The sequence below is a fragment of the Coprobacter fastidiosus genome (genome assembly GCF_982245605.1).
The window spans coordinates 36472-60653 of sequence record NZ_CEVCIF010000015.1; the positions used below are offsets into that span (position 1 = coordinate 36472).

General features: G+C 39.7%; 25 protein-coding genes and 2 pseudogenes. 16 read left to right on the plus strand and 11 right to left on the minus strand.

What is annotated here, in order from left to right:
- Window positions 1-63 precede the first annotated feature (63 nt).
- Window positions 64-543 carry an SPOR domain-containing protein gene (locus tag AC0UMU_RS05570; RefSeq protein ID WP_009318692.1) on the plus strand — a complete coding sequence of 160 codons (480 nt, stop codon included), beginning with the start codon at window positions 64-66 and terminating at the stop codon, window positions 541-543.
- A gap of 186 nt (window positions 544-729) precedes the next feature.
- Here the strand turns inward: AC0UMU_RS05570 and AC0UMU_RS05575 are convergent.
- A pseudogene (locus AC0UMU_RS05575) lies at window positions 730-1797 on the minus strand (glycerate kinase family protein); the annotation flags it as partial.
- A 317-nt stretch (window positions 1798-2114) separates the two neighbouring features.
- Here AC0UMU_RS05575 and trpB point away from each other — a divergent pair.
- The 7 genes from trpB to trpA are packed head-to-tail and all read left to right on the plus strand — an operon-like array spanning window position 2115 to window position 8474.
- Complete coding sequence (gene trpB / locus AC0UMU_RS05580; RefSeq protein WP_009318694.1) at window positions 2115-3302, plus strand: tryptophan synthase subunit beta; 1188 nt, start codon at window positions 2115-2117, stop codon at window positions 3300-3302.
- Window positions 3303-3310: 8 nt separating this feature from the next.
- Window positions 3311-4717: an anthranilate synthase component I family protein gene (locus AC0UMU_RS05585; protein ID WP_022390327.1), complete on the plus strand. Its 1407-nt coding sequence runs from the start codon at window positions 3311-3313 to the stop codon at window positions 4715-4717.
- Window positions 4718-4722: 5 nt separating this feature from the next.
- Window positions 4723-5292, plus strand: coding sequence for an anthranilate synthase component II (locus tag AC0UMU_RS05590; RefSeq protein WP_009318696.1), 570 nt, complete (start codon window positions 4723-4725; stop codon window positions 5290-5292).
- Between the two features lie 13 nt (window positions 5293-5305).
- Window positions 5306-6301: an anthranilate phosphoribosyltransferase gene (gene trpD, locus AC0UMU_RS05595; RefSeq protein WP_288640125.1), complete on the plus strand. Its 996-nt coding sequence runs from the start codon at window positions 5306-5308 to the stop codon at window positions 6299-6301.
- Between the two features lie 7 nt (window positions 6302-6308).
- Window positions 6309-7106 (plus strand): indole-3-glycerol phosphate synthase TrpC, encoded by a 798-nt coding sequence (gene trpC, locus AC0UMU_RS05600; protein WP_122303373.1) that lies wholly within the window; start codon window positions 6309-6311, stop codon window positions 7104-7106.
- Window positions 7096-7704 (plus strand): phosphoribosylanthranilate isomerase, encoded by a 609-nt coding sequence (locus tag AC0UMU_RS05605; protein WP_122303374.1) that lies wholly within the window; start codon window positions 7096-7098, stop codon window positions 7702-7704. Before trpC ends, AC0UMU_RS05605 begins: the two co-directional genes overlap by 11 nt.
- On the plus strand, window positions 7701-8474 hold the full coding sequence (trpA, locus tag AC0UMU_RS05610) for a tryptophan synthase subunit alpha (RefSeq protein ID WP_288640126.1): 774 nt from the start codon (window positions 7701-7703) through the stop codon (window positions 8472-8474). Before AC0UMU_RS05605 ends, trpA begins: the two co-directional genes overlap by 4 nt.
- Before the next feature lie 141 nt (window positions 8475-8615).
- Here the strand turns inward: trpA and typA are convergent, their stop codons facing one another.
- A complete protein-coding gene (gene typA, locus AC0UMU_RS05615) occupies window positions 8616-10412 on the minus strand; it encodes a translational GTPase TypA (protein WP_122304661.1) in 1797 nt (598 codons plus the stop codon).
- A 332-nt stretch (window positions 10413-10744) separates the two neighbouring features.
- Here typA and rpsO point away from each other — a divergent pair, with 332 nt between their 5' ends.
- A complete protein-coding gene (gene rpsO / locus AC0UMU_RS05620; protein WP_009318702.1) occupies window positions 10745-11014 on the plus strand; it encodes a 30S ribosomal protein S15 in 270 nt (89 codons plus the stop codon).
- Window positions 11015-11100: 86 nt separating this feature from the next.
- On the opposite strand, the gene AC0UMU_RS05625 is transcribed toward rpsO, so the two are convergent.
- Genes AC0UMU_RS05625 through AC0UMU_RS05635 form a run of 3 tightly spaced genes read right to left on the minus strand, consistent with a single transcriptional unit; the run spans window position 11101 to window position 13293 of the window.
- Window positions 11101-11610, minus strand: a complete 510-nt coding sequence (locus AC0UMU_RS05625) for an IbrB-like domain-containing protein (RefSeq protein ID WP_009318703.1) — start codon at window positions 11608-11610, stop codon at window positions 11101-11103.
- A 2-nt stretch (window positions 11611-11612) separates the two neighbouring features.
- Window positions 11613-12902, minus strand: coding sequence for a DUF3440 domain-containing protein (locus tag AC0UMU_RS05630; RefSeq protein WP_278585096.1), 1290 nt, complete (start codon window positions 12900-12902; stop codon window positions 11613-11615).
- Window positions 12874-13293 (minus strand): hypothetical protein, encoded by a 420-nt coding sequence (locus AC0UMU_RS05635; protein ID WP_022390319.1) that lies wholly within the window; start codon window positions 13291-13293, stop codon window positions 12874-12876. Before AC0UMU_RS05635 ends, AC0UMU_RS05630 begins: the two co-directional genes overlap by 29 nt.
- A gap of 561 nt (window positions 13294-13854) precedes the next feature.
- Here AC0UMU_RS05635 and AC0UMU_RS05640 point away from each other — a divergent pair.
- Entirely contained in the window at window positions 13855-14454 is a 600-nt protein-coding gene (locus tag AC0UMU_RS05640) for a YqgE/AlgH family protein (RefSeq protein ID WP_278585101.1), read from the plus strand.
- On the opposite strand, the gene AC0UMU_RS05645 is transcribed toward AC0UMU_RS05640, so the two are convergent.
- The 5 genes from AC0UMU_RS05645 to AC0UMU_RS05665 all read right to left on the minus strand — a co-directional run bounded on the left by AC0UMU_RS05645 (window position 14447) and on the right by AC0UMU_RS05665 (window position 19976).
- Window positions 14447-14968, minus strand: coding sequence for a GNAT family N-acetyltransferase (locus AC0UMU_RS05645; protein WP_022600502.1), 522 nt, complete (start codon window positions 14966-14968; stop codon window positions 14447-14449). The two genes, AC0UMU_RS05640 and AC0UMU_RS05645, sit on opposite strands and share 8 nt — an antisense overlap.
- A gap of 12 nt (window positions 14969-14980) precedes the next feature.
- On the minus strand, window positions 14981-15730 hold the full coding sequence (locus AC0UMU_RS05650; protein ID WP_122337915.1) for a glycosyltransferase family 2 protein: 750 nt from the start codon (window positions 15728-15730) through the stop codon (window positions 14981-14983).
- Between the two features lie 8 nt (window positions 15731-15738).
- On the minus strand, window positions 15739-17175 hold the full coding sequence (locus AC0UMU_RS05655) for a B12-binding domain-containing radical SAM protein (RefSeq protein WP_288640132.1): 1437 nt from the start codon (window positions 17173-17175) through the stop codon (window positions 15739-15741).
- Between the two features lie 77 nt (window positions 17176-17252).
- Window positions 17253-17876, minus strand: a complete 624-nt coding sequence (gene recR, locus AC0UMU_RS05660; protein ID WP_009318710.1) for a recombination mediator RecR — start codon at window positions 17874-17876, stop codon at window positions 17253-17255.
- Window positions 17877-17993: 117 nt separating this feature from the next.
- Window positions 17994-19976: a fructose-1,6-bisphosphatase gene (locus tag AC0UMU_RS05665; RefSeq protein WP_288640133.1), complete on the minus strand. Its 1983-nt coding sequence runs from the start codon at window positions 19974-19976 to the stop codon at window positions 17994-17996.
- 131 nt (window positions 19977-20107) lie between these two features.
- On the opposite strand from AC0UMU_RS05665, the gene yihA reads away from it, so the two are divergent.
- Window positions 20108-20713 (plus strand): ribosome biogenesis GTP-binding protein YihA/YsxC, encoded by a 606-nt coding sequence (yihA, locus tag AC0UMU_RS05670; RefSeq protein WP_009318712.1) that lies wholly within the window; start codon window positions 20108-20110, stop codon window positions 20711-20713.
- Window positions 20714-20868: 155 nt separating this feature from the next.
- Window positions 20869-21339, plus strand: coding sequence for a nucleoside deaminase (locus AC0UMU_RS05675; protein ID WP_288640165.1), 471 nt, complete (start codon window positions 20869-20871; stop codon window positions 21337-21339).
- An 86-nt stretch (window positions 21340-21425) separates the two neighbouring features.
- Here the strand turns inward: AC0UMU_RS05675 and AC0UMU_RS05680 are convergent.
- Window positions 21426-21629, minus strand: a pseudogene (locus tag AC0UMU_RS05680) (hypothetical protein); the annotation flags it as partial.
- 175 nt (window positions 21630-21804) lie between these two features.
- Here AC0UMU_RS05680 and AC0UMU_RS05685 point away from each other — a divergent pair.
- From AC0UMU_RS05685 to AC0UMU_RS05700, 4 genes are read left to right on the plus strand one after another with little or no spacing between them, the layout of a single operon-like run.
- The gene (locus AC0UMU_RS05685; RefSeq protein ID WP_009318714.1) at window positions 21805-22284 is read left to right on the plus strand and encodes a DUF4494 domain-containing protein; all 480 of its coding nucleotides are present in this window, start codon (window positions 21805-21807) and stop codon (window positions 22282-22284) included.
- A 2-nt stretch (window positions 22285-22286) separates the two neighbouring features.
- A complete protein-coding gene (locus tag AC0UMU_RS05690) occupies window positions 22287-22958 on the plus strand; it encodes a YggS family pyridoxal phosphate-dependent enzyme (protein WP_009318717.1) in 672 nt (223 codons plus the stop codon).
- 20 nt (window positions 22959-22978) lie between these two features.
- Window positions 22979-23959 (plus strand): dihydroorotate dehydrogenase-like protein, encoded by a 981-nt coding sequence (locus AC0UMU_RS05695; RefSeq protein WP_009318718.1) that lies wholly within the window; start codon window positions 22979-22981, stop codon window positions 23957-23959.
- Between the two features lie 56 nt (window positions 23960-24015).
- Entirely contained in the window at window positions 24016-24168 is a 153-nt protein-coding gene (locus AC0UMU_RS05700; RefSeq protein ID WP_022601721.1) for a hypothetical protein, read from the plus strand.
- Window positions 24169-24182: the final 14 nt, after the last annotated feature.

Here is a 24182-nt window from a genome sequence, read left to right on the forward strand (position 1 = left end):
CCTTTCAATATAAGGCAAACCGTTCAAAGAAAAGGTATTAAGTAACATATAAATAAAAAAGATATGAAAAAAAACTGGGTGTTAGTTGTGGCCGTAGCTGTAGCCATAGGCTTTGTTTCTTGTAAAGCTAAAGAAAGTTCATATAAAGCGGCATACGAAAAAGCGCAGGAAAAGCCTGTTGCAGAGCAGACTTTAGCTCCGGAACCTGTCGTGACCAAGCCGGCCTCATCTTCAGATACAAGTTCTTCTCCGGTAAGGGTAAGTACAGAGAAAATTACAACGGTAAATGCCGGAGATGCTTCTAAACTGAAAATGTTCAATGTCGTTGTCGGAAGTTTTACTATCAAAACCAATGCCTCTAATTTGCAGGAGTCTTTAGTCGCAGACGGATATAATGCTTTTTTAGCACAGAATGCAAAAGGTATGTATCGTGTTATAGTCGGCAGTTTCGATGACAGACCTTCTGCTACCGAGTTGCGTGAAAGTGTGAAAGCGAAGTATCCGAATCGGTTCTCGGACGCTTGGTTGTTGATTAACGAATAAAATAAAAAAAATATTATAACAGAAAAGAAAGTGTTCTCATTGCAAGAATACTTTCTTTTTTTGTACAATAATATATATAGCCATTCTATTTTATGGGGTATATAATTGGTTTTATTGAGCTTGATTTTTAATAATTCGCATTACCTGTTCTGTTGTATTGGCAATATTGCAAAGAGTAAAGTCTTTCTGCATGGCTTGTTCCAAAGTGACGGGATATGGGAGTATAGAGAATGCCGCAAGAAATCCGGCATCTATGAGTTCTTTCGTATTTTCTACACAGCCGCCTAAAGCGATGACGGGAATGTGGTGTTTTCGGGCGACAGCGAGAATGCCCGAAGCTGTTTTTCCCATAATGGTTTGTCGGTCGAGCTTTCCTTCTCCGGTAATGATCAAATCTGCTTCGACAATGAGTTTGTCAAAACCGATTATTTCGAGTACCGTTTCTATTCCCGGTTTTAACTGGGCGTGAAAAAATGCAAGACATGCTGCTCCCATTCCTCCTGCAGCTCCTGCCCCCGAAACTTTACTGATATTTATGCCTTTCTCTTGTTCGATTATATGGGAGAAATTTCTTAGCCCTTTGTCAAGAAAACGTACTTGTTCACGGTCGGCTCCTTTTTGAGGAGCATATACATAGGCCGCACCGTTAGGACCGAAAAGCGGACTGTTTACATCGCATATTATTGTGAACCGGCAATCTTTCAGTTCCGGTAATACTCCAGACTCATCGATGGAGGCGATCCGGGTTAATATTTTTCCTCCATATCCTAAGATTGTGCCGTTTTCATCTCTGAACCGGATTCCGAGAGCTTGCAACATTCCTGTGCCGGCATCATTAGTCGCACTTCCGCCTATGCCGAGTAGGATATTCCGACATCCTCGCCGGATAGCATTTTTGATCAGTTCTCCTGTCCCGAATGTCGTTGCCTCCATCGGGTTACGTTTTTCTTTAGGTATCAGTGCTAGACCGTTGGCTGCTGCTGTTTCTATAACGGCTGTTTTCCCATCTTCTGATAAGATGTAGCCGGCATTGATCGTTTCCATTTGGGAATTATGTGCGGAACATATTATTTGTTTCCCTTTTAATTGTTGCAGTAATGTTTCGTACAATCCCTCTCCACCGTCAGAAACGGTTAGGCAGATAACTTCACATTCCGGAAATACACGGAGTATTCCCTCTCTTGCGCTTTGGGCAACGTCGGCAGAAGATACCGAACCTTTGAAAGAGTCGGATGCTATGACTATTTTTTTCATAAAGATGTATTTGGCTTACAGATTGGGTGAAAAAGTACAGTCTTTATTTCGAAAAAACAAATTATTTAAAATTTTTCCTCGAATATTTGTTTTTTCAAATTCATTCTATACATTTGCACTCAACAAACAGAGTGAAATGTAAAGATGAATACGATTTTAGTAAATACATATTGGTGGCAATTCTTACAACTCCCGTAGTCGTGAGAAGCAACCTTATGTAATTAAAAATATATACCGTATAAAGAGGTTTGCCAACACGGCAAACCTCTTTTTTTATATCCCGAAAACAGATAGTGAAAACGAAAAAATAAGACAATATGAAAGATTATCAAGTAAATGATGATGGTTATTATGGAGAATTTGGAGGGGCGTACGTTCCTGAAATTCTTTATGGATGTGTAGAGGAGTTAAGGAAGAACTATCTTCCCATTATTCAAAGCGAGTCATTCAAAAACGAGTTTGACGGTTTGTTGCGTGACTATGTCGGTCGTCCCTCACCTCTTTATCTTGCCCCTCGGCTATCCGAGCGGTATGGTTGTCGCATCTATCTTAAACGAGAAGATCTTAACCATACCGGAGCACATAAGATCAATAATACTATAGGACAGATCTTGATTGCCAAACGAATGGGTAAGAGACGTATTATTGCCGAGACCGGAGCGGGACAACACGGTGTCGCAACGGCTACGGTTTGTGCTCTTATGAATATGGAGTGTGTTGTTTATATGGGAAAAACCGATGTCGAGCGGCAGCATATTAATGTACAGAAAATGGAAATGCTCGGTGCTACGGTTTACCCGGTGACATCAGGCAATATGACGCTAAAAGATGCTACGAATGAGGCGATACGAGACTGGTGCTGTCATCCTTCGGATACCTATTATATAATCGGATCTACAGTAGGACCGCATCCTTATCCCGATATGGTAGCCCGCTTGCAGTCGGTGATTAGTGAGGAGATACGGAAACAACTCTCTTTGCAAGAAGGACGGGATTATCCTGATTACCTTATTGCCTGTGTCGGTGGCGGCAGTAATGCTGCCGGAACGATTTATCATTATGTTAATGACGATCGGGTAAAAATAGTTCTTGCGGAGGCCGGAGGAAAGGGTATCGATACTGGTATGTCCGCAGCTACTATACAACTTGGCAAAATCGGGATTATTCATGGCAGCAAGACTCTTGTTATGCAGAGCCAGGACGGGCAAATTGAAGAACCTTATTCTATTTCTGCCGGACTCGATTATCCCGGTATAGGGCCTATCCATGCAAACTTGGCGACAAATAAACGTGCAACGGTTTTAGCTATAAATGATGATGAGGCATTAAACGCCGCATTTGAGTTGACAAGACTTGAAGGCATTATTCCGGCACTTGAATCGGCACATGCTTTGGGAGCTCTCGGAAAACTTCGTTTCCGTCCTGAGGATGTGGTTGTGCTTACCGTTTCGGGCAGAGGGGATAAAGATATGGAAACTTATATTCGTGAAATGAAAAATAAATGAAAAGTCAGATGAAAACATTCGATTATACAACACGAAGTAAAAAAGTATTAGGAGATCTGCATACGCCTGTAAGTATCTATCTTAAAGTTCGTGATATTTATCCTCAGTCGGCACTTATGGAAAGTTCCGACTATCATGCAGGAGAAAACAGCCTTTCGTTTATAGCTCTCTGTCCGTTGGCGAGTATCGGGGTAAACAGCGGAGTCTGTACAATGACATTTCCCGATGGATGCAGAGAAAAGAGGATGATCGATGAATCATTTACCGTAGAAAAGGCTATAAACGATTTTATCTCCCGATTCAGAGTATCCGGTGACGAGAGCCGGGTATGTGGGTTATATGGTTACACGACATTCAACGCTGTGAAATATTTCGAGAATATTCCCGTAAAAGAGAGCCATGATGAATGCAATGATGCTCCGGATCTGCTTTATATTCTTTATAAACAGGTGATTGTATTTAACCATTTTAAAAATGAATTGACTTTGGTTGAGATGCTTTCTGAAGGAGAGGGCACTACTCTTAACGAACTGGAGTCGGTTATCGAAAATAGAAATTTCGCTTCATATAATTTTTTTCTTACCGCGCCTGTATATAGCACTGTTACCGATGAACAACACAAGGCTAACGTGCGTAAAGGTATAGAGCATTGTTTGCGTGGCGATGTTTTTCAAATTGTTCTTTCTCGTCGTTTTATCCAGCCTTTTTCGGGTGATGACTTTAAAGTGTATAGAGCGTTGCGTTCTATCAATCCGTCTCCTTATTTGTTTTATTTCGATTTCGGAGGGTATCGTATATTCGGGTCTTCACCCGAAACGCATTGCAGGATAGAAAACGGTAAGGCGTACATAGATCCTATTGCCGGAACGACCCGACGTACAGGAGATATTTGCAAAGACAGGGAGCTTACCGAAACGCTTCTTGCCGATCCGAAAGAGAATGCCGAACATGTGATGCTGGTCGATCTGGCAAGAAATGATCTCAGCCGGAATTGTCATGATGTGAATGTTCTGTTTTATAAAGAACCTCAGTATTATAGTCATGTGATACATCTCGTTTCTCGAGTGTGCGGACAACTTGATTCGGAAGCTAATCCGGTCGGGACGTTTATCGATACTTTTCCGGCGGGAACTCTTTCCGGTGCTCCTAAAGTACGGGCCATGCAACTGATTTCTGAGATAGAGCCTCATAACCGAGGTGCTTATGGCGGTTGTATCGGGTTTATCGGATTCAACGGAGATCTTAATCAAGCGATAACGATACGTACTTTTGTAAGTCGTAACCATGAATTGTGGTATCAGGCAGGAGGCGGAATTGTAGCGCACAGCAAAGAAGAGAATGAATTGCAAGAAGTGAATAATAAGTTGGGAGCTTTGAAAAAAGCCATCGATATGGCAGTAACTTTGAAAAATTAGAAGATATGGAAAAGATATTGATATTTGATAATTATGACTCGTTTACCTACAATTTATTGCATCTGGTGCACGAGTTAGGAGAGACCGATGTCGAGGTGTGTCGGAATGATAAAATTACGCTTGACGAAATAGAACGTTTCGATAAAATTATACTTTCGCCCGGTCCTGGCGTTCCGGAAGAAGCGGGGTTATTGTTGCCATTGATACGACGTTATGCTCCTACGAAGAGTATTTTAGGAGTTTGTCTCGGTCATCAGGCTATTGGTGAGGCTTTCGGCGCAGTATTGGAAAATCTGAAGGAGGTATATCATGGGGTGCAGACTTCTGTGGAAATTATTACGGACGACTTGCTTTTTACGGGATTGCCCCGAGAAATACAAGTAGGTCGTTATCATTCCTGGGTGGTCAGTCCTGATGGATTTCCGGCAGAGCTCGAGATCACGGCGAGAGATGCTTCCGGACAGATCATGGCGCTTCGACACAGAAAATATGATGTACGTGGCATACAGTTTCATCCCGAATCGGTATTAACACCTGAAGGGCATACGATTATTCGCAATTTTCTTTATCATTAAAATAAAAACGGAAATGAAGCAAATTCTATATAAGTTGTTCGAACATCGGTATCTTGGGAGAACCGAAGCTCGGGATATACTTCAAAATATCGTACAGGGTAAGTACAATGATGCGCAGATAGCCTCTTTAATTACAGTATTCTTAATGCGGAACATCTCAGTCGAGGAACTGACAGGATTTCGGGATGCTTTACTCGAAATGCGTATTCCGGTCGATCTTTCCGAATATGCTCCTATCGATATAGTCGGTACTGGAGGTGACGGAAAAAATACGTTCAATATTTCTACTGCGGCGTGTTTTGTCGTAGCAGGAGCAGGTTATCCCGTTGTGAAACATGGAAACTACGGAGCTACTTCGGTAAGCGGGGCAAGTAATGTTATGGAGCAGCACGGTGTACAATTTACTTCTGATATGAGTCGTCTTCGTAAGAGTATGGATATGTGTAATATTGCCTATTTGCATGCACCTCTTTTCAATTCGGCCATGAAAGCCGTTGCTTCTGTTCGTAAAGCTTTGGGAGTACGTACGTTTTTCAATATGCTCGGTCCGCTGGTCAATCCGGCCTTGCCGAAATATCAGTTGCTCGGAGTTTATAATTTGTCGCTATTGCGTCTTTACAATTATGTCTTTCAGGGGAGCGATACTCGTTTTGCCGTAGTGCATGGTCTCGATGGATACGATGAAATTTCATTAACGGGAGAGTTTAAGGTTGCGACTTCTACTACTGAGACGATCTATACTCCTGAAAGTATAGGTTTTAACCGTTATTGTGAACAAGATCTCGATGGGGGAAAATCTCCGGATGAAGCTGCTCGTATATTTGATCGTGTATTGCAAGGTGAAGCTACACCGGCGCAAGCCGACTGTGTGATTGCTAATGCAGCGTTTGCTATTCGGGTAATTGAGCCGGAAAAATCTCTGGCAGACTGTATTGCCTTAGCTCGTGAATCTATGGAAAGTGGAAGAGCATTAAAGACATTGAAAATGTTTGTCGAACTTAATTCTTGATTCGAAGATGAATATTCTAGATAAAATAGTTGCAAATAAGCGAATCGAAGTGCAGCGACATAAAGAAGCCTATACTGTGGATATGCTTTTAGGAAGCGAACAAATGATGCGCAGTACTGTTTCCCTGAGCCGTGCATTGTCAGAATCTTCTTCAGGTATAATAGCTGAGTTTAAACGTCGTTCTCCTTCAAAAGGGTGGATACATCGGGATGCCGATGTCGAAAGAGTTGTGCTTGATTATCAACGGGGTGGAGCATCTGCATCTTCTATATTGACTGATTATACTTATTTTGGAGGAACGGTTGCCGATTTGTGTAAAGTCCGGAAAAGTATTGATATACCTCTTTTACGTAAAGAGTTTGTAATCGACGAATACCAGATTTATCAAGCAAAAGCGATAGGTGCGGATGCCGTATTGCTCATCGCTGCAGTACTTGATCGGAAGACTTGTCGTCGTTTTACTGATTTGGCTCACAGTCTCGGAATGGAAGTTTTGCTCGAGTTGCATGAAGAAAAAGAACTCGACTATTTGGATACCGGAGCTGATATGATAGGAGTTAACAATCGTGATTTGACGACCTTTGAAACTCGGGTGGAACACTCGTTCGATATGGTCAGATATTTGCCTTCGGATAAAATCTGCATATCGGAAAGCGGGATTTCTTCCCCCGATACGGTTAGAGCTTTGCGTCGGGTGGGATTCAGAGGATTTTTAATGGGAGAGAATTTTATGAAAGAGGTTCGACCCGGTGCAGCCTTGAGCCAGTTTGTGAAGCAGTTAAACGGTGGAGAAGATGTTGGTTAAAGTATGTGGTATGCGTGATGGGGAGAATATTCGGTTGGTGGAGAATCTGTCGGTCGATCTCATAGGTTTTATTTTTTATCCCCGTTCTCCTCGTTATGTAAATTCCTTGCCTGAGTACCTGCCACGATCTGCAGGACGAGTAGGGGTTTTTGTAAATGAAGAATTGTGTGTGATCGAAGATACGGTAATTCGATACGGACTTACGCATGTGCAGTTGCATGGAAGTGAAACCCCTTCTGTGTGCGAGGCATTGAGGCAACGAGGAATACAGGTGATTAAAGCCTTTTCTGTATCTGTTCCAGATGATTTGATGGCTACCGGGAGATATGACGGGTGTTGTGATTTTTTCTTGTTCGATACTTCTACATCAGGTTATGGCGGTTCAGGGTGTTCGTTCGATTGGGGTATATTGCAACATTATACGGGAAACGTCCCTTTTCTTATAGCTGGAGGTATAGGAGAGAATGATGCAGAGAGAGTTTTAGATTTCAGGCATCCGCAATTTGCAGGGGTAGATTTGAACAGCCGTTTTGAAGTTTCTCCCGGAATAAAAGATATAGAAAAATTAGACCGAATTATAACAAAGTTAAAGAGATGAATCGAATACAACAATTGTTTGGCCGTAAAGAAAAAGATATTCTTTCGGTCTATTTTACAGCCGGATATCCGGCGTTTGATATTACTCGTGAGATTATTGGAGAATTACAACGTCAGGGAATCGATATGGTAGAAATAGGAATCCCTTTTTCAGATCCTATGGCCGATGGAATCGTGATTCAGAATGCGGCTGCAAAGGCTTTGCAGAACGGTATGTCATTGAGTAAACTCTTCGGGCAGCTTCGAAATATCCGTTCCGAAGTAGATATTCCGTTAATCTTGATGGGGTATCTTAACCCTATAATGCAATATGGTTTTGAGAACTTTTGCCGAAGTTGCCATGAAGTAGAAGTAGATGGAGTAATAATCCCGGACTTGCCGTTCAAAGATTATCTTGAAGAGTATAAGCCCGTAGCAGATCGTTATGATCTGAATGTAATAATGCTTATTACCCCTGAAACTTCCGAAGAACGTATCCGATTTATCGACCGGAATACAGAAGGATTTATCTATATGGTATCTTCTGCGGCGACGACCGGTGCGCAGCAGTCGTTCGATGAAGTTAAGCAGGAATATTTCCGTCGTATAGCTGCGATGAATCTTCGTAATCCCCGCCTGATAGGATTCGGTATATCTAACCGGGAAACATTCGATTCAGCTTGTCGGAATGCTTCCGGTGCGATCATCGGTAGTCAGTTTGTTAAGTTGCTTGCACAGGGGTCTCCTGCAAAAGCCGTTTCTCGATTATTGGAGATGATTGGGAAAAAGTAGGTTGAGAATTTATATGGATTTAAAAATCACGATAATATATTTATCGAAAAATTTAGATAGCATCTTGTAGATTGCGGATGCGGTAGAGAGTATAAAAATAACGGTTGATCAATCGATCAACCGTTATTTTTATTAAATATGTTATTTATTGCTTCGTTTACGTTCCGTCTCATCCAAAATAATTTTTCGGAGACGAATATGATGCGGAGTAACTTCTACATATTCATCTTCTTTAATGTATTCGAGAGCTTCTTCGAGGCTAAATACGACAGGAGGAATAATTTTTGCTTTATCATCAGCTCCTGAAGCACGCATATTGGTGAGTTTTTTCGATTTGGTTACATTCACTACGATATCGCCCTCTTTGGCATTTTCACCCACAACCTGCCCTGCATATACTTCTTCTTGCGGAAAGATGAAGAATTTGCCTCGATCTTGCAGTTTATCTATTGCGTAAGCATAAGCAGTTCCTGATTCCATAGCAATCAGCGATCCGTTTGTACGGCGGTCAATATCGCCTTTCCATGGTTGATATTCGAGAAAACGATGAGCCATGATCGCTTCACCGGCCGAAGCGGTTAATACATTATTCCGAAGGCCGATGATACCACGAGACGGAATTGAAAATTCCATGTGTATGCGGTCTCCTTGATTATCCATGCTTAGAAGATCTCCTTTGCGGCGTGTTACCATATCGATAATCTTGCTGGAATATTCTTCAGGTACGTTAACGGTTAATTGTTCTACCGGTTCACATTTTACACCGTCGATTTCGCGGATGATTACTTGGGGTTGACCTACCTGCAGTTCGTAACCTTCACGACGCATGGTTTCGATTAAAATGGATAAATGGAGAACTCCACGTCCATATACAGTCCATACTCCATCCTCAGGAGCTTTTTCTACACGTAAAGCAAGATTTCTATCCAGTTCTTTTTCAAGTCGTTCGGCAATATGTCTGGATGTAACGAATTTGCCGTCTTTACCGAAGAACGGAGAGTCATTATTGGTAAATGTCATCGACATGGTCGGTTCGTCGATGGCGATTCGTTTCAGCGGTTCCGGATTTTGAATGTCAGCGATCGTATCTCCGATCTCAAAACCTTCGATACCGATCAGTGCACAAATTTCACCTGATTGGGCAGATTTCACTTTGGTACGTCCCAAACCTTCAAAAATATGTAATTCCTTAATACGTTGCTTTGAAATAGAACCATCTTTCTTACATAAAGCAACATCTTGTCCTTCGTGTAGTTCTCCTCGGTGCACGCGTCCTATGGCAATACGACCTACATAGGACGAGTAGTCTAAAGAAGTTATCAAGAGTTGAGGTGTCCCTTCCAGATAAGCTGGTTCGGGAATATTCTCGATAATGGCATCTAATAAGGGGGTAATGTCTTCTGTTCGATTTTTCCAATCGGTTGACATCCAGTTTTGTTTTGCAGATCCGTAAATTGTCGGAAAATCGAGCTGGTCTTCTGTTGCATCGAGACTGAACATCAGGTCGAATACCATTTCCTGCACTTCATCAGGACGGCAATTAGGTTTGTCTACCTTATTGATTACTACTATAGGTTTCAGCCCCATCTGTATTGCTTTCTGCAATACGAAGCGGGTTTGAGGCATTGGGCCTTCAAAGGCATCTACAAGCAACAGGCAGCCGTCGGCCATATTCAATACCCGTTCGACTTCTCCCCCAAAATCGGCATGTCCCGGAGTATCTATAATATTTATCTTGTAATCTTTATATCGTATCGATACGTTCTTGGAAAGGATTGTTATACCTCGTTCACGTTCCAGATCGTTATTGTCGAGTATTAACTCGCCGGAGTTTTGATTCTCGCGAAATAGTTGTCCGGCCAAAAGCATTTTGTCGACCAGAGTTGTTTTCCCGTGGTCGACATGTGCAATGATAGCAATGTTTCTGATTTTTTGCATATAATCTATTTTGAGTGGTGCAAAGGTACGACAAAAATTTTTATGATGTTTCTCTTTAATTTAAGTTTTCTTCCTTTGTCATTAATATTTACTGTTCCGATTCTTTTCATAAAAATTTTTTTTATGTTTTTAGAATCTGTTTGGATTTTTCCGATAATATAAAAGAAATATGCGGCAAAGAGTCAAACAAGGCTAAAATGGGAAATTCCAAAATCTTTTCAGAATAAAAAGCTTTCGTATATTTAAAAAAGCTTGCAAAAGTATGGTAAATCAAAAATGAATTTATACCTTTGCCCCCTCAAAGAATTTATTAACAACAAAATCGCAGAAAAATGTATTTAACTTCTGAGAAAAAAAGAGAAATCTTTGAGAAATACGGAAAGTCTAATACTGATACTGGCTCACCAGAAGCGCAGATAGCATTATTTTCATACCGTATTGCTCATTTGACTGAACATTTAAAGTCAAATCACAAAGATTATAGTACTGAAAGAGCTCTTAGAATGTTGGTTGGTAAACGTCGTCGTTTACTTGACTATTTAGTAAAAGTCGATATCGAACGGTATCGTGCCATTATTAAAGAGCTTGGCATCAGAAAGTAAGAAATTGCTTCGGCCAAAAAACGGCTGTCCGTATTACGGGCGGCCGTTTTGCATTTTTCCTTTGAATAAAAATTTATTGAAGAGTGTCAATCTTTAGCTAAACTGAATTCTTTATCGGCAAATAATTCTGCCAGTCCCGAAATTTGCTTTAGGCGCAACAACTCGTCTTTATCCATTCCTATATTCTTTTGTATCCAGTTGTCAGACATACCGGCTTTTACGAGTTCCGATACAATATTACTCATCAATTCAATATTGTGGGTTCCTCTTGCCCGGTTGTGGCGTATTGTAGATGCCATTCGGTTAGATAGATCTTTTTCTATTACGACAACCGGTAATTTCCCTTCTTCTCGCTCATAAATTCGTTTCGAGGTTTTCATTACCTGATATCGGTGATATCCATCTACCAGTTCATAAATGTCCTGTTCGGGGATATAATAACATACACAGGGCATCGTGTACCCATCTTCCCAGATCGAAACCTCCAGAAGTTTCATTTCCGGAGGAGCGACTATATTTGGATTGTAACTATTGGCTACGATCTTTTCGATCGGAACGGACAAAACTTTATATACGGGGCTTTGATATTTTTCCATAATTAAAATAAGGATTGGTATTTTTTCATGACACTTTCCCTTAATTCTTTTTCGTGTTTATTAGGGGAGAATCCCATGTATTTGCAACAATGGTCGTTTTTCAAAATGCAAATGCAAATTCGTTTAAAAGTCGGGATTTCTTTAAATTCAGGAATATCGATGTCATCGAGATAATCCATTCTCACAGGTTTCTTCGAAGTTTTATAGTTGCTTTTTTCTCCGACAGTGATCGAGATACCGGCATCTTCCAACTTCTTTATTGTTTCATTAGCAAGACAGCCGCCTTTATTTTTCCAAAAAGCCACGCTCACCGATAGTTTTTCAAGATAGTTGTTTCTTGTTTCTTCGGGAAGTGTACTTAGTAAAAATTTCATATAATCTGCCCATGTCATATTCTTAGGCAATTTTATAGACTGCCATCCTAAAGCCGTTGTACCGCCATATATCCCCGCAAATCCGACTCCGTTTACTCGGTTTATCATACGTCCCCACATGTCAGGATCGATGGCTCGGTATAATTTTAAGCTCCCGATTGCTTGAGAAAGAAAAGGACTGGCTACACGTTGTTTCTCCAAAGAGACGCCGGCTTGGTAATACAAATCATAGAGATGGTTATAGTCCCATTTGAATTTTCCGTTTGCAGTCCATACATCTGTTGTCTGCCAATCATAAATCGGATATGCATTGTAGATGTATTCTCCACACCGTCTTGTCCATTTCAGACCTCTATATTTCTGATAATTTTTCGAGCTGTATATCGTTCGCCAACGATTATAGCTTTCTTGAGTCCGTATTCCGACAAGACAGCAAGTACGTTGCGCTTTTTTTTGGATGTGCAACCAGTGAGCGAATTTGTATTGGAACTCATAATCCCACATGTCTTCTGTGTAAAATGGAAAATCTTCTTTTCGGTAACAACCTTCAGGCATCTCACGGACCCAGATGTCTTGGCATGTATCGTCCCACGGTCGCCAGAATTGTTGGTACATAGAGGTGCAGGTTATAACTTTGAACGGTACGCAGACCCGGTAAACATCCAGAATGTCCGCATTAGATTTGAATACTCGTTCTACGTACTCTATTGTTTCCTGATATTGTACCTCATAGTCCATATGGAAGACCGTCAGTTTCCGATCGAGCTTATGTTTCCGAATGTAATCGATGCAGAGATTCAATAATACTCCGCTATCTTTCCCGCCGGAGAAAGAGACATAGACATTATCAAATCCGGAAAAGATCTTTTCCAGGCGGTCTTGGGTCATATCATATACATTCTTTCGGGTTGTTTTCATCTCCTTTCCATTCCATTTTTACATAAAGTTTCCATTCTTTGACTGGAGAAAAACCTTTCTCCTGAAATATATTTACGTGTCGGGTATGTGTAACGGAATATATCGGATAATCTTCTCCGAAAGTGGTTACAACTTTGTCTATCATTTGGGAAAGCAATTTTGCATTATCTCCCGAAATATAATAGTTGTCTATTGTGACGTTGTGTGCTTTGATTTCGACCGGAATGAATCCTTGAACAGTATTGTTTTCGGTCGTGACAAACCAAATGTGGTGTATTGAAGTTTTAAAAGGATAATTGTTGTTTTGTCTCAAGATTCCTGGACTCATAACCAAAGGGGCGACAAGCTTATATAACTGGGGATCGGTTCCTGAAAATTTTTCTATCTTCATAAAAACAAACTTTTAAATCCTATGTGATGCCCGATGAATTATAAAAATCATCAATACTTATTAATTTGATCTTCTCTTCTTAAAGTCTTGTTTTAACTAAAAATGTACTTGAATAAAACATTGTATTTTTAGCGATAATACTATTTTATGACAATAAATATTAGCAATTTGTCATCTTTTGTGCATATAAAAAATAAATAAAGAAAATCATATTCACAAAATTATAAAATTAATTTCTGATTTGCACGAGATTTTAATTCATAAATGATTATTTTTAAGATAAATAAACTTTAGTAAATATGTAAATAATTATAAAATTTAAACTTTAACGAGAATCGGAATTTAATAACCTGTCTAATTTTATTCGAGCAAAGTTTTAGCGAAATCCACAAGAATAGTCAGACGCCCCGAGAGGATACTTGGTTGTGTTTTTGATTACTTTTATTATTTGATTCTTTCTTGTTTTGAAGTTGGGAATAACTGATTTGAAAATATTTGTTTCAGAAGTATTTGGATTTGTCGAATAGTTTTTTTACTTTAGATTATTAATTGGTAATACGGATGAGATTAGGAACGGAAATATTTCAGGTGAACCGTAGTTTGAAAGACCCCTATACCGGTTGTTTACTGGTTTCAGAACCATGCCTGAATGAGGTATATTTCCAACGGTCGGTTGTTTTGTTGGTCGATCATGATCCGACGATCGGAAGTATGGGGCTGGTTCTTAACAAGTCTTCCAATCTGATGTTGAATACCGTAATCGACGGTTTGGAAAATGTTCCGGAGATTCCTGTCTTTTGCGGAGGGCCTATGGAGAGCGATCATTTGTTTTATATACATACATTGGGGCGATTAATACCCGGATCGATAGAGATAGCTGAAGGATTATATATCGGAGGTGATATAGATGTGGTATTGTCTTATATAAGAAGTGGAAATACCGTAGAGGGGCATATAAAATTCTTTTTAGGGTATAGCGGTTGGGAGGCCGGGCAATTAATAGATGAGATTGCCAATATTTTTTGGATCGTATCCGAAAAAGTATCGCCTTTATTTTGTATTTGCGGTGATGGGGAACAGAGTTGGCGTAAAGCTGTCGTAGATTTAGGAGAAGATTATAAATCATGGCTCAAATATCCTCGTTTGCCTATTCTCAATTGATCCGTTGCATGACAACTACGTTTTTATATCCGTTTTCAGTTTTTACCCATTCTTTAAAAAGTCCGCAAGATATGAATCCGTTTTCAGAAAAGAGTTTCAAACTGTTTTTATTTTCTTGAAGGATGTGGGCATAAAGTTGGTGCAGATGCAAAAAACCGAAAGCGTATGAACACATTAGTTGCAAAGCTTCATTGCCGAAACCTTTCCTTTGATGATCCGGCGCTATAAGAATACCTACCGCTCCTCTTTCGTGATGTGGGTCGATCTCGAACAAATCTACCATTCCGATTGTTTCGTTCGTTTTTTTTAAAGTAATCATCATTCGTAGTTGTCGGGTCTGATAAATATCGTAACAACTGTTTTGAATATATTCACGAAGAGTGAATTTTGAGAATGGAGCTAATGTACATCCATGAACCCATAGAGAAGAGTCGTTTTCCCATTGATATAAAATGTCGAGATCTTCGGGTTCGATAGCTCGTAAATAGATATTTGTTCCGGATAGGTATGACATACTTTTTACAGTTTAAAGATAACGGTGATGTTTTTTGTAGAAATAGAGGAGTGCCTGAATATGTCGGCATGCCAATTTTGAAAAAATTTTTCGGTTGGTTACCCGTTTCCAATGATGGATAATTGAAAATTGGGGTAGATAGACGATTTTGAAGCCATTATTCCGTACTCGTATACAAAAATCTGCATCTTCCGGACCGTAAAAAATATTTTCATCCAAAAGACCTGTCAAATCAAGTACTTCACGACGGATCATTTGACAAGCTCCGATTAAATATTCCGGCTCATATTCAACTGTATGAAAAATCTCTTTATTTTTTCTTCGTATAAAAGTGTAGAAAATATTTTTGAATTTTATACCGAGTCCCGGATATTCCTTATCGCTTTTTTGAGTTTCTTTTTGTGTATTTGTCAGCTTGCAACCGCAGATTCCTGTTTCGGGATGAAAGTCCATGTAAGCAATCATGCCGTATATAGCGTTCTCGTTAGCGATAGTGTCATCATCGAGGAGCAGAATATATTTGCCCGATGCTTTTTCTATTCCCCGGTTACGGGCATATGCTACACCTCGGTTACAGGGAAGTGTGACTGTCTGTATTTGAGGATAGTTTTCCTTAACATATCGTGATGCGCCGTCTGTTGATCCGTTATCTACCCAGATGATCTCGATATCTTCTTTCTGCAGTGTATATGAAAGAGATGCAAGGCACTCTTTAAGATGTACCAGAGAATTCCAAGATATGAGGATGATTGATAACCGCATAAAGACTATTATCCGAATAATTTTATTTTTAAGGCTCTTAAAGCGTACGAAAATTCTTTGACTGAAGTAAAGCGTCTGAGTTGTGTCGAAATAAAATAATATGAAAAGAAATATTTCAAATTGCTTCGGAATAATATCCTTTCCATTTCGTGAGATGAAAGATGAGGATAATTTAATATCGACTCTCGTTGAACATCGGTAGGAACATATTCTCCACCCTTAATCCATCCGTTTTCTTTTGCCATAGCATAAAATTCCGTACCGGGAAAAGGAGATACGATGTTGAACATAATCTGATCGACTTTCAGTTTTTTTGCTCGCCGTAAAGTATCCTTAAGAGTTTCTTTGGTTTCTAACGGGCTTGTCCCGATTAGAATATTCAGCTTGACCGGAACATTATATTTTTTCAGATACCCGATTGCGTCATATATCTGTTTTTGTGTAATTCCTTTTTTAATGAATTTGAGAATATCATCGTTAAATGATTCTACGCCTAAATCGACATATTTGCAGCCCGACATACCTAAGGCTCGGGCTATTGTGTCGGTAATCGCATCAACGCGGGCTTGACATCCCCATGAAAAGCCGTATTTACGCATAATATTACAGATTGCCAGTGTTCTTTCTTCATTCCAAATGAAGTTGTCGTCCATGAAGCCGATGGCAGTATATCCTTGTTCGTGCAATATCTTCATCTCTTTTTCAATACTCTCTATTGAGCGAAAAGAGATAAACGGCTTCTTTTTAAACTCCCGGCGATTCTCTATTTCCCGAGCGAAAGTTAACGAACTCGGTACGCAGTAAATGCACTGATAAGGACAGTTTCGTGAAGTGATTGCTGTCGTATAAGGCGATATTTTTAATTTGGGATTGTGATAATCCCGATCTGCAATATGATGGCGTGCAGGAAAAGGAAGAGAATCTAAGTCTTTTAATAACAAATGGAATTTGTTGTGTATGATTTTCCCGTTTTTCAGGTATGAGATACCTTCGGTCAGTTTCCAGTCTGTTCCATCTCGTAAAGCATTTGTCCATTCTTTTACAATGACTTCCGGTTCTCCTCTGACGATAACTACTTTTTCATCTGTAAAAAAGCGATCTGTAAAATAAGTAGGTCCTGGACCCATAAATACGACAAATGCGTTCGGCCGATATTTCCGGATTAGGGATAATGCGATTAAATCGTTCTCTATTGACAGATTTACAGTCCAGATATAATAAATATCGCTGTCATCTTCTTTAAGGAACTTTTCGAATTTTTTTCGTGAGGTTTTGTAATAGACGAAGTCTCTATATATCGGAGTATATCCTTCTTGTTCTAATATTGCGACAACGGTCAATTCATATATGTTTGGTGCTGCATACACGATACGGGTGCACCCCGCAGTTCGTTCAGCAGGTTTATTATGATCTAATACAGGTGGAACTAAGAATGTTAATTTCATGGACCTTAATTTAGCGATAAATTCAATATATATAAACGATCTATTGACGGTATTTCGTATATTTATATTCCGTTTTTTTATGGTTTGAATGTCTCATTGAACGGCATTCTGTTAATAATAGATCTGCCGAGAGTAATCTCATCGGTATATTCCAGTTCGTCACCAACCGATACCCCTCGTGCTAAAATGGAAATTTTTATATTGTAAGGAGCGAGTTTTCTGAAAATATAAAAATTGGTCGTGTCTCCTTCCATCGTAGCGCTAAGGGCAAGAATAATTTCCTGTATCCCTCCTTCCGATACCCGTTTTACCAGGCTGTCTATTTCCAAATCAGAAGGACCGATCCCGTCCATGGGAGAGATGACGCCGCCTAAAACGTGATACCGTCCTTTGAATTGATGGGTATTTTCAATTACCATCACTTCTTTAATGTTTTCTACGACACAAATGATAGAATCGTCCCGGTTGGGGTCGGAGCATAATGAGCAAGTATCCGAGTCGGAAATATTATGACATACGTGACAATATTTTATCTCTTTACGAAGTTTTATAATGGCATTTCCGAAATTTTCTACGGAAAACTCCTCCTGCCGGAGCAGGTGTAATACTAACCGCAAAGCAGTTTTTCTTCCGATACCCGGTAGTTTGGCAAACTCATTTACCGCATTTTCAAGTAATGCGGAAGAGTAAGGTTGATTCATCTGAATATTGTTTTTTGTGTTTGTCTGATTCTCTATGAATAATACTGTTTTTGTGATGACCGAAGTGAAAACAGTCTTAAAAGAGATTCGATATTAAAAAATATTTCTGTTACGAAATTAAGATTTTTCTTTAATAAAGCCGTTACGGTAAGCGATCAATAATTTTTTCAAATCTTTTATCTGAGTTTCGAGCTCTTTTCCTATATCGGTGTCGCGTACCATCATTCGTTGCGAATTGAGTTCGAGGATAAAACTGGTCGAAATAATATCGATACCTTCTTCTATTGCTTTTTGTGCCGACTGAAAAGGCTCGTGTTGTGTCAGTTGTAATCCTCGTGAGTGAAAAATCAACGTATAGCCTGCGATTCCGGTTTCCGGTTGGTAAGCTTTTGAAAATCCACCGTCGATTACCAGAAGCTTTCCACCGGCTTTTACCGGTTTTTCTCCTTTGATCGTTTTTACCGGAACATGTCCGTTGATAATATGGGAATGAATATTATTTATTCCAAATTCTTTCAGTATCATGTCGCAGACACGCTCTTCATTTCTTAATGTGTAATAATATCCCTTTTTCTCTTTCCAAAGCTCTTTATCATCGGTAAAGTAGCGTTCGAACGTCGCCATTTTGTCTTTGTCGAATGGAGGTGCATCTTCTCCGCACCAGAGATACCACATATAATCTCGTGCAAATTTTTTCTCTTCAGAACCCTCTTCATCAAAATAGGCGATTCGTATTATCTGATCTATTCGGTCGAGTAATGCTTTTCCCTTATATTTTTTGTCTCGTATCGTTATCTCTTTAAAAGATCCATCGGCATTCAACGGTATAGAGGCATGATACAGCAGATTAGAGTTGCGTACCAGATATATGCTTCCGTAAGAAAATAGGCATCGCATGTGTTTTCTCAGTTTTTCGCTGTTGACAAAAGAGTAACGTAATCGACGCATCAGTTCTTGCTCTTCATCGGTAAGTTTATAAGGATCTTTAGGATCGATAGTCGGGAAATAAGTGTCCGTTAAAGGATATTCTTTTCCATTCAGAATCAGCTTTCCCCGCTTATAATCGATCTTATCGAGCAATAGTCGGTTATCCATATTATATTCGGGATGAGCCTTGATAAGCTGAGCCTCCAGTTTAAACTGTATGATTGTGATTGCCTTGTGCATTTGAGCAATCAGTTTTTGGGTCTTTTCGCTATGTACGTTATCCGTTCCTACTTTGGGCATGAAAAGCGAGCAAGGATCATCTTTATAACGTTCTATGGCGAATGTCGCCAGTGGCAGCAGGTTTATTCCATACCCGTCTTCGATCGTAGTCAGATTCCCATAACGCATTGCCATTCTTACGACGTTGGCGATACAGCACATGTTACCCGATGCAGCCCCCATCCATAATATATCGTGATTGCCCCATTGTATATCGAAATTGTGATAATTACATAATGTATCCATGATAATATGAGCCCCCGGTCCTCGGTCATATATGTCGCCTACGATATGCAATGTGTCTATCGTGAGTCGTTGTATGAGGTTGCACATGGCGATGATAAAACAATCAGCTCGCCCTGTCGATATGATAGACGAGATGATACCGTTCACATAAGCTTGTTTGTTCGGGTCTATCTGCGATTCGTGTAGCAGTTCCTGTAAGATATAGGAAAATTCTGCAGGGAGAGCTTTTCTTACCTTTGATCGAGTATATTTCGAAGAAACATTTTGACATACTCTGATCAGTTGGTGAAGCGTGATTTTGTACCAGTCTCCCATATCCGGTTCATGGGATTTAATCAGTTCCAACTTATGATCGGGATAATAAATGAGTGTACATAACTCTTTTTTTTCGCTCTCCCGAAGAGTTTGACCGAAAATCTCGTTGACTTTACGACGTACTGTGCCAGATGCGTTTTTCAGAACATGTTGGAAAGCTTCATATTCTCCGTGTATGTCTGTCAAGAAATGCTCAGTCCCTTTGGGTAAATTCAAAATCGCTTCCAGATTGATGATCTCGGTACATGCGTCCGATATGGTCGGGAACTGTTTTGAAAGCAGTTGTAAATATCGCAGGTCTTGTAATGCGGTCTCTACAGATATATCGTTCATAGAATCATAATTTTCCATGTAAAGTAATAGGTTTAGTAATTCAAAAATAGCCTTTTTTTTAGATTCGGGCAAGATTATCGGCAGATAATCCTTATATTTGTCATAATAACTGTCGATTAACTAAAATGATTATGGAGATAAAAAGTGCACGTTTTATAATAAGTAATACTGATGTAACGAAGTGTCCTTCGGGAAATTTACCGGAATATGCCTTTATCGGTCGTTCTAATGTAGGGAAATCGTCGTTGATCAACATGCTTACCAATAAAAAAGGGCTGGCAATGACTTCCTCTATGCCCGGTAAAACGCAGCTTATCAACCATTTCCTGATCAATGATGCTTGGTATTTGGTCGATCTTCCGGGATACGGATATGCACAACGCGGTAAAGAAGGGCGAGAAAAAATACGCAGCATTATAGAGAGCTATATCCTGAACCGTTATGAGATGACTTGTCTGTTTGTTCTGATAGACTGCCGACATGAACCGCAGAAAATCGATGTCGAGTTTTTAGAATGGCTCGGAGAGAACGAAATACCTTTTTGCATAGTGTTTACCAAAGCCGATAAATTAGGGCCTGTGCGCTTTAAGGAAAATGTCGAGGCTTATAAGAATCGTTTGCTTGAAGATTGGGAAGAACTTCCCCCGGTATTTTATACCTCTTCAGAGAAAAAGCAGGGAAGAACGGAATTACTCGATTACATCGGAAGTATAAACGATTCGTTGGAAAACAGTTAAGGTGTTTTCTGCAGGCTCTTAACCTGCTTCTAAATTACGTTAAATAATATATTGCCATGAAAAGAAACACTATATTTGTGAAAGCCCTTTGTTCACTGCTTGTGATCTGCGGGCTTTTTTTATCAGGTTGTAAACAAAATAACAAAGATCATAATATGGCGACAAAAGATGATTTTATGCGGGAAGCGATAGCGCTTTCTATTGAGAATGTGAAAAATGGAGGAGGTCCTTTCGGTGCAGTGATTGTGAAAGACGGAAAAATTATTGCAAGAGGAGTAAATCGAGTAACGGCATCCAACGATCCTACCGCTCATGCTGAGGTGAGTGCAATACGTGAAGCTGCCGGGAAATTGGGACGGTTCAATTTGAGCGGCTGTGAAATATACACGTCGTGTGAACCTTGTCCTATGTGTCTGGGTGCGATTTATTGGGCTCGACTCGATAAAATGTATTATGCCAATACGAAAACCGATGCTAAGGATATAGGATTTGATGATTCGTTTATTTATGATGAGCTTGAATTAAAACCTGCAGACCGTAAGCTTCCTTCTGAGACTTTGTTGCGGAAGGAGGCGATAAAAGCTTTTGAAATGTGGGATACCAAAGCGGACAAAATAGAATATTGAGTCTTTTGTTTGAAGAGATTCGTGATGAAACGGGACGACAGAGTTGTCGTTCCGTTGTTTTATGAGATTTTTGTATCTAAACAGTCCTATTTTACATTAAATTTATTACTGATGCCTTTATATTCGTAAATATATTCTCCTGCGTTAAAATCAGATACATCTAATTCTATTTTGTCAAAATTATAATCGATTTGTATTGCTTTTAACAATTGCCCTGTAAGGGAATGAATGTGCATTAGGGTTTGTTCTCCGCTATCCAATTGATAGGGTAATGTAATTTTGATTATTGCCGGATTAGGGTATTCCGATTTATTTCATTTTATACAAATATAAGAGATTCTGTATTAAAAAATCTTACTTGATACTTTAATTTTTGTATCTGTCTGTAAATTCAATCGAAAATCGTATCTTTGCTATACGATACAGAAGATTTTGATATTTTCTCGTATTTGCAGATAATAATTAATGAACGAGGTAAATAAAATGAGTACTTGGTTTGAATGTAAAGTAAAATACGATAAAATGATGGAGAACGGCATGCAGAAGAAAGTTACCGAACCTTATATGGTCGATGCTCTTTCTTTTACCGAAGCCGAAGCTCGCATTATAAAGGAAATGACACCTTTTATTTCGGGCGATTTTTCTGTCGCTAATATTAAAAGAGCCAATATCAGCGAGTTATTTTTTGATGAGACGGGCGATAAGTGGTTTAAATGCAAAGTCAATTTTATTACGCTCGACGAAAAGAGCGGTGCGGAGAAGCGGACCGCAAGTTATATGCTCGTGCAGGCACAAGACTTGCAGAAAGCTTTGGAAAACCTGTTGGAAGGGATGAAAGGTACTATGGCCGACTTCGAAATAGCTGCTATTAACGAAACGCCTATTATGGATATATATCCCTATGCGGCTGAAGATGAAGACCTTCCTCCTGTTGCAGAATCTTAGATATGAATATTGTTGCAGAAAATATAGAGCGGGTAAAGCAAACTCTTCCTTCGGGAGTGAGATTGGTTGCTGTCTCCAAATTTCATCCGGTAGAGATGATACGGGAGGCATATGATGCCGGTCAACGACTTTTCGGAGAGAGTAAAGTGCAAGAATTGCTTTCTAAAAAGCCTGTTCTGCCGGAGGATATAGAGTGGCATTTCATAGGACATTTGCAAACGAATAAGGTGAAGCAGATCGTACCGTTTGTTTCTATGATACATAGTGCTGATAGTCCTAAATTGCTGCAAGAAATAAATAAGACGGCGGAAAATGTCGGGCGTGTGGTTTCATGTTTGTTGCAAATACACATTGCCCGAGAAGAAAGTAAATTCGGTTTTTCTTTTGAGGAGTGCCGTGACTATCTCCGGTCGGGAGCATGGAAAGATCTTCGCCATGTGCGGTTTTGCGGAGTAATGGGAATGGCTACATTTACAAATGATTGTAAACAAATAGAATCGGAGTTTCTATCACTCCGTAGTTTTTTTGATGAAATAAAGAAAGACTATTTTCCCGAAGATAGTTCGTTTTGTGAAATCTCTATGGGGATGTCCGATGACTATCTTTTGGCGGTAAAAGCCGGAAGTACGCTGGTACGCGTGGGAAGTCGTATTTTCGGGGAAAGAGTATATTAAAAATCTAAACTTACCATTATATGGAAACACTACAGACTGCATATGCCGGACTTACATTGCGTAATCCTCTCATTGTCGCAAGTTCAGGGTTAACAAATAATATAGATAAAATTAAGGATCTTGAAAAGGCCGGAGCAGGAGCTGTTGTCTTGAAGTCTCTTTTTGAGGAGCAGATACTTGATCAGGCACATCATGTTTTGTATCATTCGGCGGATTATCCTGAGGCGTATGATTATGTGCAAAATTATGTGCGGTCGCATAGGATAGAGGAATACCTGACATTGATACGTGAAGCCAAAGCTTCGTGTTCGATACCGATTATTGCCAGTATTAATTGTTATGATAATGGGAGTTGGGTATCTTTTGCACGTGATATGGAGGCAGCCGGAGCAGATGCGATAGAGATTAATATTTTAAAAATAGCGACGGTATTAGACGAGAAACCCGGTGAATATGAAAAGCTGCATACCGATATTTTGAAAGCGATTAAAAATGCGGTGAAAATTCCGGTTACGGTAAAAATGGGACAACGTTTCAGCAATATTGTAGCGGTCGTCAACCAACTGAAAGCAAATAATGCAGATGGTGTGGTATTGTTCAATCGCTTCTATCAGCCTGATATTGATATACATAAAATGCAATTTACCTCTGGAACGGTATTCAGCAGTTCTTCTGATTTTAGCAATACGATGCGATGGATCGGAATCGTGTCGGGACAAATTCCGAATTTGTCTTTGGCGGCTTCTACCGGAGTTCATGAGCCGGAAGCGGTAATTAAAGCTTTGCTGGCAGGGGCTTCGGCTGTAGAACTTTGTTCTGTCTTATATCAGCATGGAAACGGTATTATTATGCAGATGCTTACTATTCTTGAAGAGTGGATGCAAAGTCAGGGGTTTAAGACGATAGGAGAATTTAAAGGATTGCTTAATTTTAAGAATGTTCCCGACCAATCGTATTATGAGCGAGTACAATTTATGAAATATTTTTCTAATCGGGATTGATTGTTCATCATGTTAGAGTTGAGGTATGAAAGAAGTCCTTGATCGATAAGTAAGATATGAAGGTGAAAAACCGGAAGTTAGTAACTGTTTATCATTTATTAGCTTCTGGTTTTTTTGTTCCTGTTATCGGTGAAGTCGGTTATATATTGTTCTCTCGGCCGGAAAATTCGATATGTTTTATCGTGTCGATCCATATAGAAGCTGTCTAAGTTTTACTCGGGTC